This is a genomic window from Streptomyces sp. NPDC059398 (assembly GCF_042751845.1).
Taxonomy (GTDB): domain Bacteria; phylum Actinomycetota; class Actinomycetes; order Streptomycetales; family Streptomycetaceae; genus Streptomyces.
Map to the genome: position 1 here is coordinate 52,932 of NZ_JBHYWP010000008.1, position 17,496 is coordinate 70,427.

General features: G+C 70.1%; 1 protein-coding gene (cut by a window edge). It reads right to left on the bottom strand.

Features of this window, described 5'->3' with window-relative positions; all coding sequences use genetic code 11:
- Window positions 1-8: 8 nt before the first annotated feature.
- Window positions 9-17,496 carry the 3' portion of an EndoU domain-containing protein gene (locus ACFXBC_RS05225; RefSeq protein ID WP_385018924.1) on the bottom strand. Its footprint extends 470 nt past the window's final position, so the window shows 17,488 of its 17,958 coding nt (coding positions 471-17,958); its start codon lies off the right edge, out of view — the gene reads right to left on this strand; its stop codon occupies window positions 9-11.

Below are 17,496 nucleotides of genomic sequence, written 5' to 3' on the forward strand. Positions count from 1 at the left end.
CGTGGGTGTCAGTCGTTGCCGGACAGTGCGGCGAAGACCTGCGCGGACAGTGTCACGGGTGGATCCTCGTTCTGCTGCTCGCCCTGCCTGAGCCGCTGGTACAGCGACCTCATCCGCTGCTCGATGCTCCGCTCGTGCAGCCTCAGCGCCGTTGCCTGTTCGGCGGTCAGCTGCCCCGACTGCTCGGCCACCTCTATGTCATGGAGCAGGGCGGTGTGTTCCTTCCGTGCCGCGAGCGAGTCGTAGCCTACGGGCACCTTTCCGGTTTTGGCCGGTGGGCTCATGAACCATTCCTCCACCAACTGTCCCAGTTGACGATCGGTGAACGCGTGCAGCCCATGGTCCGCGACCGTGGACCAGTGCATGAAGGAATGGAACAGTCCCGGGGGGACGGGTGCGCCGTACATCAGCTCGCCGACGATGGTGTTGAACCGTGTCCGGTCGCGGGCGAAGCCGAGGTCCAGCACCTCACTCCGGTGATCGATCCGGTACTTCAGCGCCAGGCCCTCGGGCGAGAGGGCCTGGCGCGGGATGAACCTGCTCCTGGGCAGCTTCTTGACGTCCTCCGGGTCCAGGCGAAGGGCGTCGGCCAGCCGTGTCAGATAGCGCGGGTGCACGCCGAGGGCGAAGGCTTCGGCCGCTGTCTCGCGCGGGACGGGCGGCAGCCGGCGGGCGACCGAGCCGTCGTACACCGCCTTGGCCTCGGCGAGATCCTTGGTGATCATGTCGGACATGGTGAGCCGCTTGTCGGGTTCCGCGGCGGACACCCAGTCCCGTTGGGTGTGCACAAAGGACGAGAAGTCCCACCACTCGGAGAGCGGCACACCGATTTCCGTCATTCGCTTGACGAGTTCGGCCGTGGAGTGCGGTCCGGCGCCCAGACGGACGGTGAGCTTGTCGAGCGCGGCGAGGGCCGGGCCGAGGAGAGTGGGTCCCCGCAGGGCGACCTCGATGCTCGTCAGGTCGGAGGGGCGCAGTCCGAGGGCCTGGGCTGCCGCCGCCGTGCGGTCGGCGCCCGCGCCCGTCTCCGTGCCTGTGCCCGTCTCCGTGCCCGCGTTCGTGCTTGTGCCGGGGCCGGTGGGGTTCGCGCTTCGGTACTTCGCCAACAACAGACGTACGCCCGGCTCGTCGACCAGTCCGGCCGGGGTGTTGCGGCGCAGGGAAGCCGCCACGTCCGCCGTCCAGACCGGGCCCAGCTCGTGGTGCGGCTGACCCTGCGGACCCTCCCAGCCGGACGGCAGTTCCGGTACCGGCGGCAGCAGAGGTGTGGCCCGGGACAGGAACGTGTCCATTTCCTCCCGGACGTCGGGGTCGAACCCCATCAGGTTCTTCAGCGTGCCCGGGTTCGGGGAGCCCGCCATGATGTCCGTCAGTTCCGTGCTGTCTTCGCTCACCGTCGGGTCGTCCACCGGCGACAGCTCCACGCCAAAGCTGATCAGGCTCAGTTCGCGGTGTCCGGACGGGTCGGGCCGGTTGAAGCCGGCCAGCTGCGTCTGCGTCTTGGGCAGCATGTCGGTCAGATCCTCGCGCAGCTCCGGGGACAACGCCGGATGCCGCAGCTCCCGGGTGATGTGCACCCCCAGCGAGCCGTCCGAGTGGATCACCCGCTGGACGCGGAACGGTGCCGCCGTGCCATCCGGTCCGGGCTCCCCGAAACGTACGGGGGCGGTGGCCGCGAGCACCTGGGGCGAACGCTTCGGGGCCGGCGGCTGGAACGACGAAGGCCGGATCCAGAGCTGCTCGCCGTCGCGGACGTGTCCGTGCATCCGTACGCCGTTGTGCACGCCCTCCCAGAGATAGCCGCCCTCCGGGACCTCCACCAGGGAACCGGTGGAGTGTGCGTTGCGGTGGGCCATGACTATCTCGGCCCAGCGATTGGAGGAGGGGAAGAGCAGGTGGGCGGTGGCCACCTCGCCGTCGGCGCCGACCATGGCCTCGTTCTCCTGGTCGCCGAGCAGCCACCCGGAAGGCGGCAGGGTGCCGTCGGCGGCCGCTTGTGCCGTCCGCCCCCGCAGGTTCGGGTCCTTGAACCAGACGCGGGCCCACCGGGTGCCGTTCGGGAGCGAGGCCCACAACGGGTCCACGAAGACGCCCTGGTCGAGCTGCGCGTCGGCCCCGCGCGCACCGATCATCTTGTAGTGGACGCCGGTCCGGCTGTGGGCGGCGCCGTACATCACGAAGTGCAGGGCCCTCTCACCGATCGCGGGCTCATTGCTGAGCCCCGGCGGTGGTGCGAGTTCGGCGGGTGGCACGAGGGGGGCGGGCGGTCCGAGTGGGGCGGGCGACACGAGTGGGGCGGGCGGGCCGAATTGGCCGGGCGGCAAGGTCTCGGTCTGGTCGGAGTGGGGCGCGAAGTCGGTGATGGTGCCGGTGAGGCCGGCGGTGCCCTTGATCCGTACACCCTGGTAGATGCCGTCGAAGTGATAGCTCCCCGGCGTGATGCCGGGGGTGTCCGTGGTGGGTACCAGACCGCCGGCGCGCTGCTCGTGCAGATACACCTGCCGGACGGCGTACACCACCTCTTCGAGGGTCCAGTGGTCCGGGAACACCGTCCGCACGCTGCCGTCGGCGTGGGTGCCCGCCTGGTAGGTGCCGTTCGGGTTGCGCACGCCGGTGGCCACCGGGCGGGGCCGGTCGACGGCGCCGTGCGGCGCGAGCAGGCCGATGGCTCCGGTGCGGGGGTTCCCGCGCAGGACCCGTTCCCGTACGTCGAGCGGGATGTTGGCGGTGGGCTTCGGTATCCGCAGTGCCGCTCCGATCGAGGTGCCCAGCAGCTGGAGGTCGCGGGGCATGATCCGCAGATGCGGCGACAGTCGCGCCGAGGGCTGGAAACGGCTGTCGACCCTGATGCGGCCGAAGAGCGGGTCGATGTAGCTGCCGCCCATCAGCGCGTGATCGTCGTAGACCGGCCTGTGGTCGGACCCCGGGGCGTCGTGCCGGTAGTAGTCCCACAGGCCCAGCAAGTGACCGATCTCGTGGGCGGGCATGTGCAGTTCGGATCCGATGGTCTCCTCGGAGACGTGCCACTCGGAGGAGCGCGACCGGCCGTTGCCAGTCGGGTCGTGGTGCAGCTCGATGATGTGGTGCGCTTGGTCCGGGTCGTCGGTGAACTCGGCCCGTACCAGCAGCAGATCGCCGTTCGGCAGGCGGTGCCGCGGCTCGTTGAAGTACGTATCGAGGCTGCGGACCGTCGCGGCCTCGACGGCCTCGACGAGTTCGGTGGTGGCTCCGCCCTGGGGGTCCAGGTGGATATGTACGGTGACCTCCGCGCTGGTGACACCGTCCGGCCCTTCGGTGCGCCGGGCGGTGAACCGGCGTTCCCGGACGGGCCCCGTGTAGCCCGAGCTGTCCAGGAACGCGTCCGATGGCTGGGGGATCTCGACGCTGCCCGGAGTGGGACCGTCGGAGGGAGCGGGGGGCTGCGGGGTGACAGGGGTGTCCGGGACGGTGGGTGCCTGCGGTGGGACAGGGCTCCACTGGGGGTTCGCGGGGCTCTGCGGAAGGGCGGTGGACAGGGACTGGTGGGGCTGGAGGGGCGCGTGAGGGGCCGCGGGCCGCGGTTCCACGGACTGCGGTTCCACGGGCTGCGGTTCCACGGGCTGGTGGGGCGGCTGCGGGTCCGCAGGCCGGTGGGGCGCGGACTGGTCCGCGGACAGCGTCACGGGCGGGCCGTCGTCCTGGAGCACACCCCCCTCGTAGTCGAGGTCCAATATGGCCAGCTGGCCCTTGATGTGCTTCTCGCGTCTGGCCAGTTTCTCCGCCAGCTCTGGAGGGAGCGGCCCCGACAGCCTGGCGAGTTCCACCGCAAGGAGCAGATCGGCGTGTTGCTGCCCGTCCTTGCGCAGGTCGAAGCTCGCAGGCACCTGGTCGGTGCCGTCATTCGTCTTCACCCGCCAGTGCCCCACCAGCTCCCGCAGGCGCTGATCCGTGAAGATGCTCAGGGGCAGGTGCGACACACCGGACCAGTTCATGAAGGAGTGGAAGCGCTTCTCGGCGAGGGTGGATTCGCTGCCCAGTAGTTCGTCGGCGACGGTGTTGAACCGTGTCTGCTCGCGGGCGAGGCGGACCTGCTCCCGGCTCTCGCGCTCGCTGACCAGGTAGTCGCGCGCCATGGCCTCGGGCGAAAGGGGCCGCTGCCAGTAGGACTTGTCCCTGCCCAGGTTGGTGACGTCTTCCGGGCGTACGTGGAGGGTGTCGGCCAGTCGTTCCAGATAGTTCGGGTGTACGCCCAGCGCGTACGCCTCGGCTGCCGTCTCGGGCGGGACGAACGGCAGGGCGCGCGAGTCGTTGCGCAGCTTCTTGGCTCCGGCCAGGTCCTTGCCGACCACGTCGGACAACCGGATCTGCTTGGTGTGCAGATACGACGAGAAGGACCACCATGTGGAGAGCGGCGCACCGATTTCCGTCATCCGGCGGATGAACGGGCCGGTGGGCCCGGCCTCCAGCCGGGCGGTCAGCCGGCCGAGTGCGTCGAGGGCCGGGCGCAGGGGGGCGGTGCCCCGCAGGATGGTCTCGATGCTGGTGAGGTCGGAGGGGCGCAGTCCGAGGGCTTCGGCCGCCGCGGCTGTGCGGTCGGTGCCGATGCCGGTGCCCGCGTTCTGGTTCCCGCCTCTGTGGGTGTGCGCGTTCGTGAGCGGGCCGGACGGCTGACGGCTTCGATGCTGCTCCAGCAACCTCTGTACGCCGGGCTCGTCGAGCAGTCCTGCCGGGGTGTTGCGGTGGAGCGAAGTCGTCACGTCCGATGCCCAGACCCGGTCCTGCTCGCGGTGCGGCTGCCCCTGCGGGACCTGCCAGCCGGCCGTTGTCTGCGGCACTGGAGGCAGCAGGTTGGCGACGCTGAGCAGGAGGTGGTCCATTCGCCGTTGGTCGGTGGGGTCGACCGTCATCACTGCTGTCAGGGCGCCCGTGGCCGAGCCGGTCAGGATGCCGGGTACTTCGGGGTGGTCCTTGAGCGTCGTCACCGGGTCGGCCATCAGTGACAGCGCTATGTCGAAGGTGACCCAGCTCAGTTCGCGCCGCCGAAACGGGTCGGCCCGGTCGAACGCGGCGGTCAGTCGCTCACGCATCTCCGGCAGATGCCGGCCGACCAGTCGGCCGTGCTGCTCCGGGAGCAGCGACGGATACTGCAGGACCCGGGTGATACGCATCCCCAGGGTGCCGTCCCGGTGGATCACCCGGTGGACGTGGAACAGCGCCGGCGTCCCATCCGGCTTGGGCAGGGTGAAATGTAGGGGAGCGGTGACCGCGAGCACCTCGGACAGGCCCGGCCGGAGCGGCGGTTGGTATGTCGAGGGCCGGACCCACAGGTGTTCGCCGTCACGGACGTGTCCGTGCATCCTTACGTCGTTGTACACGCCCTCCCAGAGATAGCCGCCCTCCGGGACCTCCACCCACGAACGGCTGATGTGCGCGTCGCGGTGGGCCACGACGATCGCGTTCCAGAGATCGTGCGTCGACCAGCGTTCGGGGAAGAGCAGTTGGCCGATGCTCGTCGTGCCGTCGGTGCCGAGTATGGCCCCGTTCTCCTGGTCGCCGAGCTGCCACGGGGAGGGGGGCCGATCGCCGTTGGCGGCGGCCCGTTCCGTCCGCTCCCGCAGGTTCGGGTCCCGGAACCAGACCGTGGCCCACTTGGTGCCGTTCGGGTGCGCGGTCCACAGCGGGTGGATGTGGACGCCCTGGTTGTACTGCGCGATGGCCCCTTCAGGACCGGGCAGCGCGTAGTGGACACCGGTCCTGTTGTGGGTGGAGCCGTACGTCAGGAAGTGCAGCGCGGCCTCGCCGATCGCGGCGTCGTCGGTGAATCCGGGCATAGGGGCGGGGTATTGGAGATGGCCGGTCAGTTCGGGACGGACCGGTATTTCGAGGTGGAGGGGCGTCTCCAGATCGGTCTGGTCGTGGTGGGGTGCGAAGTCGGTGATGGTGCCTTTGCCGTCGGCGGTGCCCTTGATCCGTACGCCCTGGTAGTCGCCGGTGAAGCGGTAGTTCCCCGACTCGATTCCACGGGCGCCCGTGGTGGGTACGAGACGGCCGGCGGCCTGCTCGCGCAGATACACCTGGCGTACGGCGTACAGCGCCTCCTCCATGGTCCAGTGGTCGGGGAACACCGTCCGGGCGCTGCCGTCGGGGTTGGTGCCCGCCCGGTAGGTGCCGTTCGGGTTGCGCCCGCCGGTGGCCACCGGGCGGGGCCGGTCGGCTGCGCCGTGCGGGGCGAGCAGGCCGACGGCTCCGGTGCGGGGGTCGCCGCGCAGGACCCGTTCCCGTACGTCGAGCGGGATGTCGGCGGGGACCCGTGATGTGTCCTGGTGCGCCGCTCCGATCGAGGTGCCCAGCACCATGAGGTCGCGGGGCATGATCCGCAGATACGGCGACTTGGTCGATGGACGCTGGAAGTTGTTGTCGGACACGATCCGGCCGAAGAGCGGGTCGGCGTAGTTGCCGCCCATCAGCGCGTGCTCGTCGTAGACCGGCCAGGACTTGTACCCCTCCAGCGGATCGCGGTAGTAGTCCCACAGGCCCATGAGGTGACCGATCTCGTGGGGCGGCATGTGCGACTGGGAATCGATGGTGTCCATGGAGAGGCGCCAGTTCCCGCTGTCGCTCCGGCCGGTGCCGTCGCGGTCGAGGTGCAGCGCGATGGTGTGGTGCGCCCGCTTCGGGTCGTCGGTGAACTCGGCCCTCACCCGCAGCAGATCGCCGTTCGGCAGTCGGTGGCCCGGGTCGTCGTAGTACTTCTTGAGGCCGCGGTCCGTCATGTCCTTGGTGGCCTGGATGAGCTCCGGGGTCACACCGTCCTGGGCGTCCAGGCGGATGCGTACGGTGATCTCCGCCTGGGTGACACCGTTCGGCAGGACGGTGCGCCGGGCGCTGAACCGGCGTTGACTCACGGGTCCCGCGTGGCCCGCGCTCTTCAGGAACTCGGGGGAGGGCCGGGAGATCTTGACGCTGTGCGGGGCGGGATCAGCAGCCGGCGGCGGCAGGGGAGCCGACGGGCGCAGGGCTGTGGGCCGCTGCGGGGGGACGGTGACCGGCGCCGGCGCGGAATGCGACCGGCCTCGTGTTGCGGGTGCCCGTGTTGCGGGTGCCCGAGGCGGGAGAGGGCTCTGCGAGGGGTTCGCGGGGCTCTGGGGGAGGAAGGCGGGCGGAGACTGCGGGTGCGGCGCCGCGGGCTGGTGGGGCGCGGGCGGGCCGGCCTCCTGAAGCACGCCCCCCACGTACTGCTCGTCCAACTGCTTCTGCCGGGCCTTGATGCGCTCGTCGTGGTTCTCCAGGGCCTCCTCCCTCGCCGGGTCCAGCAGCGTCGACTTGTCGGCCGAGTGGAGCAGCTCGGCATACCGCTCCCGTTCATCGAACGGGTCGTAGTCATCGGGCACCTGGTCGGTGCCGTCATTCGTTTCCACCCGCCAGTGCTCCACCAGCTCGCGCAGGCGCCGGTCGGTGAAGATGTGCAGCCCCTCGCTCGCGACCTCGGACCAGTGCATGAAGGAGCGGTAGCGCGCGTATGTGAGGTCGGGTTCGCTGCCCAGCAGTTGGTCGGCGACCGTGTTGAACCGTATCTGGCTGCGGGTGAAGCGGAAATCCTCCAGCCTCTGATAGTTGTCGATCCAGTATTTCCGCGCCAGGGCCTCAGGTGCGTGGGGTTGCTGCCGGAAGGTCTCGTATTCACCCAGACCGAGGACATCTTCCGGGGCCAGGTGGAGGGCGTCCGCCAGCCGCTGCAGATAGCTCGGGTGCATGCCCAGGGTGTAGGCGAGGGACCGCGTATCGTCCGGGACGCGCGGGAGCGGTTCGGCGCGCGAGTCTTCGTACAGCTTCTTGGCCCTGGCCGGGTCCATGGCGGCAACCTTGGACATCGTCTGCCCCTTGGTGTGCAGATACGACGAGAAGTGCCACCACTCGGAGAGCGGCACACCAATTTCAGTCATCTGCTTCACGAGCTCGCGCGTGGAGTTCCCCAGGCCCATGCGGCCGGCCAGCTGGCGGAGTGACGTGAGGGCCGTGCGGATGGGGGTGGACCCCCGCAGGGCGTCCTCGATGCTGGTGAGGTCGGAGGGTCGCAGCCGGAGGGCCCCGGCTGCCGCGGCCACACGATGGGCGCTGACGACCGTGTCTGTGCCGGTGCTCGTGAGCGGACCAGGTGTTTCCTGGCCCCGGTGCTGTGCCAACAGCGTCCGTACGCCGGGCTCGTCGAGTATCCCGGCCGGGGTGTTGCGGTGCACCGAAGTCGTCACGTCCGACTCCCAGACCGACTTCAGGACCGGGTTCTGCTCGTGGTGCGGCTGCCCCTGCGGGGCCTGCCAGTCGGCCGGTCGTTCCGACAGCGGCGGCAGCAGGTCCTGAATGCCGCGCAGGAAGGTGTCCATGCCCGCTTCGTCGGCGGGGTCGACCGCCATCAGGTCCGGTATGAGGGGGCTGAGGTCTTCGTCGGACTGCGCGAGCTTGACCAGTTCGGAGTCGGCCCCGAGTTCCATCGCCTCGTCTTCGGTCGGTGACAGTTCTATGTCGAAGGTGACCAGGCTCAGTTCACGGTGTCGGTACGGGGAAAGCTGATTGAATTCGTCGGCCAACTGCTCACGTATGTCCGGCAGCAGATTGTCGAGCAGGTGGTCGCGGAACTCGTCGGACAGCGAAGGATGCGGCAGGACTCGGGTGATGTGGAGCCCCAGGGTGCTGTCCTGGTGGATCACCCGCTGGATGCGGAACGGCGCCGGCGTGCCATCCGGTTTGGTCAGGACGACATCTACGGGAGCCGTGACCGCGAGCACCTCGGCGGACGTGTGGGAGAGCGGCGGTTGGTCTGTCGAGGGCCGGACCCACAGGTGTTCGCCGTCGCGAACGTGTCCGTGCATCCTTACGTGGAGGTGCACGTTCTCCCGCAGATAGTGGTGCACGCCCTCCCACAGATAGCCACCCTCCGGGACCTCCACCCATGAGTCGGTGCTGCGTGCGGTGCGGTGGGCTCCGGCTACCGCGTCGCGGAGATCGGACAGCGACGAGTATTCGGGGAAGAGAAGCTGACCGGTGGCCGTCATGCCGTCGGAGATGAGCACGGTCCCGTTCTCCCGGTCGCCGCGCTGCCATTCGACAGGCGGCGGGGCGCCGTCGGCGGCGGCCTGTGCCGTCCGCCCCCGCACGTTCGGGTCCCTGAACAGGACCGTGGCCCATTGGGTGCCGTTCGGGTATGCGGGCCACAGCGGTTCGATGGAGACGCCGTGTTTGTCCTGCGCGAAGGCCCCGGCGTCACCCGGCAGCGTGTAGTGGACGCCGGTTCGGTCGGAGGCGGAGCCGTATGTCAGGAAGCGCAGTGCGACGTCTCCGAATGCGGGTTCGTCGGTGAGTTCGCGGGGTGGTGGTGGTTCGAGGTGGGTGGGCGGTTGCAGGTCTGACTGGTCGGGGTGGGGCGCGAAGTCGAGGATGGTGCCGGTGGTGTCGGCGGTGCCGTTGATGCGTACGCCTTGGTAGACGCCGTCGAAGGTTCTGCGTCCGGAGCGTACGGGGTGTCCGTGGCGTTCGGACCGGATCGTGTCGGTGGTGAGGCTGCCGGTCCTGACGTGGTCGAGGTAGACCTGGCGGACGGCGTGCAGGACTTCTTCGGGGCTCCAGTGGTCGGGGAACATTGTCCGGTCGGTGCCGTCGGGCTGTTTGCCTGCCGGGTAGGTGCCGTTGGGGTTGCGTGGTCCGGTGGCTTCGGGCTGGGGCCGCCCCGAGGGGCCGCGTGGGGCGAGCAGGCCGGTGGTGCCGGTGCCGGGGTTGCCGCGCAGGACTCGATCCCGTACGTCGAGCGGGATGTGCGCCCTGGTTCCGTCGTGCTCGCCCGGGGCCACGCCGGGGGTCTGCGACCAGGCGTCGTCGATGGACGTGGTGAGCAGCAGCAGGTCACGGGGCATGATCCGCAGCGACGGGTCGAACCGCCCGGTGACAGCCATGTGGTCCATGCTGAACTGCACGAGTCCCGCGTCGTCGGTGTAGTAGCCGGACATCAGCGAGTGGTCGTCGTACACCGGTCGCAGCGGCACGTCCTCCCTGGCTTCGCGGTACTGGTCCTGGAAGCCGAGGAGATGGCCGGTCTCGTGCGCGATGATGTGCGACTTGTCGACTCCGTTCGCGCCGCCGTCCGAGACGTACCAGGTGGCGCTGTTGTCCCGGCCGGTCCCGTCCGGGTCCGGGTGCAGTTTCACCGTGTGGTTCGAATGTGCGGGGTCGTCGACGAACTCCATCTTCACCCGCAGCAGATCTCCGTTCGGGAGACGGTGGTTCGGGGTGTTGAAATACGCCTCGATGCCGCGCTCCGCCATCTCCTGGGCGTACTCGACGTGCCTGTCGGTGGCGCCGGGCTGCAGGTCCAGATAAATGCGCACCGTGACTTCGGTGCGCACACTGCCGTCGCTGAGCTGGGTGCGCTCCACGGCGAACCCGCGCACCCAGACGGGCGCGGCGATCCCGCCCCTGGCCATGGTCCGGTTGCTGGGCCGGAGAACGTCGGCCGTACCCAGCGAACGGATGACGGTGACCGGCTCGGGGCGGCGAGCCGGGGGGAGATCGGCGACGGCGTACTTGGCGGTGGGCGTGAGTGCGGGCGCGGGTGTGGCGGTGAGGGTGGGAGCAGGAGCAGGAGCAGGAGCAGTAGCAGTAGCGGGCGTGGGTATGGATGCCGGGGCCCTGTGCGGGCCGGCGTGTGGCTGGATGGAGGTCGGCTGGGCGGGGTGCGGGTCCGTGGGAGGTGTCGCGGGCGGGCCGTCGTCCTGGGACACGCCGCCCACGTACCGCCTGTCCAGATCCGTCAGCTGGGGCTGGACGGCGAACTCCTGGTAGAGGGCCAGGTCGTCCGTCAGTTTCTGGGGCAGTGGGCCCGACCGCCGGGCGAGTTCCACCGTAAGGAACAGATCGGCCCGGACCCTCCCGTTCTTGCGCGGGTCGAAGTCCGCGGGCACTGGGGTGGTCCCGTCCTTCGTCTCCTTGCGCCAGTGCTCCGCCAACTCCCGCAGGCGCTGATCCGTGAAGACCTCCAGGCCCAGGTACTGCGCCTCCTTGGACCAGTGCATGAAGGAGCGGAACCTCTGCTCCGTGCGGGAGGGTTCGCCGCCGAGCAGTTGGTCGGCGATGGTGTCGAACCGGGTGCGGTCGCCGGCGATGCGAATGTCTTCTTGCTTCTCGCGTTCTCTGTCGCGGTAGTTCTGCCCCAGGGTTTCGGGTGAAAGGGGTTGCTGCCAGTAGGTCTTGTCCTCGCCCAGGTTGGTGACGTACTCCGGGCGTACTTGGAGGGTGTCAGCCAGTCGTTTCAGATAGTTCGGGTGCACACCCAGTTCATGGGCCTGGGCTGCCGTGTCGTGCGGGATGAGTGGCAGGGGGCGGGTGCGCGAGTCGTTGAGCAGCTTCTTGGCTCCGGCCAGGTCCATACCGACCACGTCGGACAGCCGGCCCCGCTTGGTGTGCAGGTACGACGAGAAGTGCCACCACTCGGAGAGCGGCGCACCGATTTCCGTCATCCGGCGGACGAACGGCCCTGTGGGCCCGGCCTCCAGTCGGGCGGTCAGCCGGTCGAGCGCGTCGAGGGCCGGATGCAGGGGGCCGCTGCCCCGCACAGCGACGTCGATGCTGGTGAGGTCGGAGGGGTGCAGTCCGAGGGCCTGGGCTGCCGTGGCCGCGCGCTCGATGTTTGTGCCTGTGCCTGTGCCTGGCTCTGTGCCAGCGCCTGGGTCTGTGCCTGCGCTCGCGTTCGGGACGGGGCCGGGCTGCGGATTCTGGCTTCCGTGCTGCGCCAGCAACTCCCGTACGCCGGGCTCGTCGAGCAGTCCGGCGGGGGTGTTGCGGTGCACCGAGGCCGTCACGTCCGATGCCCAGACCGGGTCCTGCCCGTGGTGCGGCTGCCCCTGCGGACCCTGCCAGCCGGCCGGTGTCCGCGGTACCGGAGGCAGCAGTTCCGCCACGCTGTACACGAAGGAGGACAGGCCCTGCTGGTCGGTGGGGGCGAACAGCGTCAGGTCCTGCAGGGTGCTCGTGTCCACGTTGTCCATCATGATCTGGAACAGTTCGGAGCGGCGGGGGATCGTCGTCGTGACGTTCGTCGGGGACAGCTCTACGGCGAAGGTGATCCTGCTCAGTTCGCGGCGCTGGAGCGGGTCGAGCACCTTGAACTCGGCGGCCAGCTGCCTGCTTACCTCCGGCAGCTGCTGGTCGACCAGTCGGCTGTGTACCTCCCCGCCCAGCGAAGGACGCGGCAGAATCCGGGTGACGCGCATGCCCAGGGTGCTGTCCTGGTGGATCACCCGCTGGACGTGGAACAGCGCCTCCGTGCCATCCGGCTTGGGCACACTGAATTGCAGGGGAGCGGTGACCGCGAGTACCTCGGCGGACGTGGCTGAGAGCAGCGGTTGGTATGTCGAGGGCCTGACCCACAGGTGTTCGCCGTCGCGGATGTGTCCGTGCATCCGTACGCCGTCATGCACGCCCTCCCACAGATAGCCGCCCCCCGGGGCGTCCGCCCGCGAACCGTTGCCGAGCGCGTGGTCGTGGGCTCTGGCTACCGCCTTCCGGAGATCGGACAGCGACCAGCGGTCGGGGAAGAGCAGTTGGCCAGTGGTCACCGTGCCGTCGGCGCCGAGCACGGCTCCGTTCTCCTGGTCGCCGCGCTGCCATTCGAGAGGAGGCGGGGCACCGTTGGCGGCGGCCTGTGCCGTCAGCCCTCGCAGGTTCGGTTCCTTGAACCAGACGTTGGCCCACTGGGTTCCGTTCGGATGCGCGGCCCACGTCGGATTGACCAGGACGCCGTGTTTGCGTTGCGCGAGGGCTCCGCCCGGACCGGGCATCGCGTAGTGGACGCCGGTTCTGCCGGAGGTGGAGCCGTAGGTCAGGAAGCGCAGCGCGACGTCCCCGTACGCGGGTTCGTCGTACGGATCGCGGGGTGGTGGTGGTTCGAGGTGGGTGGGCGGTTGCAGGCCGCTCTGGTCGGGGTGGGGTGCGAAGTCGGTGATGGTGCCGGTGTTGGCGTTGGCGGTGCCCTTGACGCGTACGCCTTGGTAGACGCCGTCGAACGTCCTGCGTCCGGCGTGGTCGGGGTCGGGGTCGGTGGTGAGGCTGCCGGTCCTGACGTGGTCGAGGTAGACCTGGCGGACGGCGTGCAGGACTTCTTCGGGGCTCCAGTGGTCGGGGAACATTGTCCGGTCGGTGCCGTCGGGCTGTTTGCCTGCCGGGTAGGTGCCGTTGGGGTTGCGTGGTCCGGTGGCTTCGGGGCGGTGTCGTCCGGAGGGGCCGCGTGGGGCGAGCAGGCCGGTGGTGCCGGTGCTGGGGTTGCCGCGCAGGACGCGTTCCCGTACGTCGAGCGGGATGTGGGCCTTGGCCTTGTCGTGCTTGCCCGGGGTCACGCCGGGGGTGTGTTTCCAGGCGGCGTCGATGGCTGTGGAGAGCAGCAGCAGGTCACGGGGCACGATCCGCAGCGACGGGTCGAACCGCCCTCCAGCCATGTGGTCCATGCTGAACTGCACGAGACCCGCGTCGTCGGTCCAGTAGCCGGACATCAGCGAGTGGTCGTCGTACACCGGCCGCAGCGGCACGCCCTCCCTGGCTTCGCGGTACTGGTCCTGGAAGCCGAGGAGATGGCCGGTCTCGTGCGCGATGATGTGCGACTTTTCTTTCGCGTTTGCGCCGCCCTCCGAGACATACCAGGTGCCGCTGTCGTCACGGCCGGTCCCGTCCGGGTCCGGGTGCAGTTTCACCGTGTGGTGGGCTTGTGCGGGGTCGTCGACGAACTTCATCTTGACCCGCAGCAGATCGCCGTTCGGGAGACGGTGGTTCGGGGTGTTGTAGTACGCGTCGATGCCGCGATCCGCCATCTCCTCGGCGTACTCGGCATGTCGGTCGGTGGCGCCCCCCTGCAGTTCCAGATGGATGCGCACCGTGACTTCGGCGCGCACACTGCCGTCGCTGAGCTGGGTGCGCTCCACGGCGAACCCGCGCACCCAGACGGAAGCGGCGGCCCCGCCCCGGACCATGGTCCGGTTGCTGGGCGGGAGCACCTCGGCAGTACCCAGCGAAAGGTCGTCGGAGACCGGCTCGGGAGCCGTCGGGAGTTCGGCGACGGAGTGGTCGGCGGTGTGCTGGGAAGCGGGTGTGTGCGTGGGGGTGTGTGCCGGGGCCACTGGCGGGGACGGGTGGGGCACGAGCGGGGGCGAGGACATCACGGTGTCCCCGTCCTCGTCCAGCAAGGCATCCTCGCCCATCACCGTGTCCTCGTCGACGACCGGGGGCGTCGGTGTGCGTTGTCCGGCGGGAGCGGTCGGTCCGGTGACCGTTGCGGGACTCATGGGGTTGTTCGCCCACAGAGCGGCGAGCCGCTGAGCGAGTTCGGTCTGCTGCTCCTCCACGATGGGGCTCAGCTCGTTGAGTCCCAGATAGGCATGGAGGAGCGCCGTGGGGTCGGTGCCCCTCTCGGCCTGACTGACCCCGAAACGGGCGAGGTTCACATGGTGGTCGAACTCGTCCTGCAACGTCCGGAGCACCGCGGGATCGAAATGGGCGGGTGGTGACGCAGCCGGAGTGTCCCTCGCCGCAGACCAGTTGGTGATCAGGTGCGCCAACTGTTCGTCCGAGAAGGGCCGCAGACCGAAATCGGAGGTGGTGGTCCAGTGGAGGAAGCTGCGGTAGTCGCGGTCGGTGTCGCTGGTCCGGATAAAGTCCCCGCCGAGCACGTTCTCGGTGACGGTGGCGAACCGCTCGCGGTCCAGCTCGGCCCTGAGGTTCTCGACTTCCGCGCGCCGGCTGACGAGATACTCGTGCCCCAGGTACTCGGGGGTGGCGGCGCGCTGCCACGCGGAGGGATCGCCGCTGAGCCGGGCGACGGCGAGGGGGCCGGGCAGGTTGAGGGCTTTGACCAGCCTGGTCAGGAAGAGGGGGTGCACGTCCAGCGCGTGAGCGACGGCAAGGGTGTCCGAATCGGGCTTCGGGACCTTGGTCGTCCGCCATTGGGCGGTCTGCTGGCCGACCGGGTCCATGTGGGGGAGGCCGATCAAGCTCTGCAGGCTGTCGCCCTGGTTGTGCAGGAAGGTCGACAGGTCCCACAAGTCGAGCACGGAAACCTGGAGTTCCGTCATCCGCTGGACGAGCGTGGGCACGTGCAGGTGGTTGTCGACGCGGCCCGCCAGAGTGGTGAGCCTCTGGAACGCCTCGCTGGGAGAGGACGAACTGCGCAGTATGGGCGAGATGCTGAGCAGGTCGGCGGGCTGCAGGCCCAGCACATCCGCCAGGGCGGCCTCGTGCACCGGGTTCACCTGGGTGTTGTGCCCGGCAAGTGGGGCAGGTGTCTCGTGGCCGGCCGTCTCGTGGCCGGGTGTCTCCAGCGGGAGTGTTTCAGCACGGGGAGTGCCGGGGCCGGGTGTCAGGGGTGCGCCGGGTGTCTCGGGACCGGGTGTCCGCGGTACGGACATGCCGGCGGCGGGTGACTCGGGGAAGGGCGTCTCGAAGTAGGGAGACCCGGGGAGGAGCGACTCCGGGAACGGCGACTCGGGGGAAAGCGTGCCAGGCGTGGACGGCCCCGCTCCGGGCGTCTGTGGGGTGGGCGTTTCTACGCCGGGCGTCAGCGGCGCGGGGGTACCGGGACCGTCCACCGAAGGGCGCGGGACAGGAACCGCGCGGACCTGGGCCCCGAGGATGAGCAGCGACCCGCGGTCGATCCGGGTGACGAGCTTGACGCCCGGCTCCGGTGTCGTCTCGATGATCAGGGTGCCGGGCCGGGAGGTGTCCTGGCGGCGCGGTGCGTTGCCGCGGGCCGCGTGCAGGGCCGCGAGCCGCAGCCGGTCGGCCGTCCAGCTCTGCCCCAGGGACGCGCCGGACGTCCCGTTGTAGTCCGGATCGAAGGCGGCCTCGGTACGGGCCACCACCTCCGCCTCGGTCGTCCCACGGGTCACATGGGGCGCGTCGTCGGCCGTCCGGCGCGCCGACAGCAGCTCCCGGACGCCCGGCTCGTCCAGCAGGCCGTGCCTGGTGTGACGGCGCAGCGCGGCGGTGATGTCCGCCCGCCAGAGCCTCTCCTGCTGGGCGTTCCCGTCCGTGTGCGCCGTGTGCCCGGGCGGCTTGTGCCAGGAATCGCTGTCCTCCGGCACCGGCTGCCGGTGCTCCAGCACCTGGCGTACGAGCGCGGTCCGGTCCGCCACGGGGTCCCGGTCGAGGCCCAGCAGCCGGTCGGCGGCCACCGAGGCGTCCTGGGTCGACAGGTCGCCGAGGTCCGAGCCGTCGATGTGCCGGCCCGGCCCGTCCGCCGGCCTCAGCTCCACCGCGAACCGGGTCAGCGGCAACTGCCCATCGGCACGGGACGGGTTCGATGCGTTGTGGTGGACGTCGATGTGCTGCTGCACCGCCGCCGCCTGCTGCCGCAGCGACTCGACCTCGGTGGGAGGCATTTCCCTGGGGTAGGTGACGACCCGGGTGAGTGACAGCCCCCGGTCGCCGCCCTCGAACACCACGTGCTCGACCCGGAATTCGGCCAGGCCGCCGGTCGGCCTTGCGATCGTCACCGGCGTCGGGCCGGTGACGGCGATGACGCTGTCCTGGTTCCACTCGGCACGCGGCTGGAAGCGGGAGGGACGGAACCAGCGGTGCTCCCCGTCCTTCACGAAGCCGTGTATGCGGACACCGTTGGCGTCGCCCTCCCACAGGTATCCGCCCTCGGGCAGCACCTCGAAGAGGCCACCGGCCAGGGCGGCCCGGTGGGCGTCGCGTGCGGCGTCGCGCAGGACTCCGGCGCTCCAGGAGGACGGGAACAGCATCCGGGGATGGATCTCGTGCCCGTCCGGGGTGCTCATCTCGGGGACGTCGCCCCTGGCGACCCGGAAGCGCACCTGATCGCCGCCCGGCCGGCCTCCCGATCCACGCGTCGGCTCGCGGAACCAGACCTGGGCCTGTTGCACTCCACCGGGCCCCGGTGTCTCGAACCGGTCGAAGATGATGCCGCGTTCTCTCTGCGGGAGGTCGTTCTCCGCGTGGGCGTAGTGGACACCGGTCCGGGTGGACGGGTCCCCGCGCAGCAAGAACTGGCCGGCCGCCTCGCTGATGGCCGGGTCGTCGCCGACAACGCGCGGGGGAGGGGGCGTGAGGTGGGCGGGGGGTTCCAGACCCGACTGGTCGGGGTGGGGCGCGAAGTCGGTGATGTCGCCGAGGGAGTCGGCGGTGCCCCGGATTCGTACGCCCTGGTACTCACCGTCGAAGACGGACCGCCCGGAGCGCCCCGGGCTGGGCGTCAGCCCGCCGGTCCGGACGCTGTGCAGATAGACCTGCCGGACGGCGTGCAGGACCTCGTCCGGGCTCCAGTGGTCGGGGAACATCGTCCGGACGGTGCCGTCCGGACGGTTGCCCGCCTGGTAGGTGCCGTTGGGGTTGCGTTCCCCGGTCGCGGGGGGGGGGGGGCGCCCCCCCCCCGCGCCCGGGCGGCGCCCCCCGCCGGGGGGCGGGGCGGGATCCCCCCGGCCCCCCCCCCCCCCCCCCCCCCCCCCGCCCCCCCCGCCCGCCCCG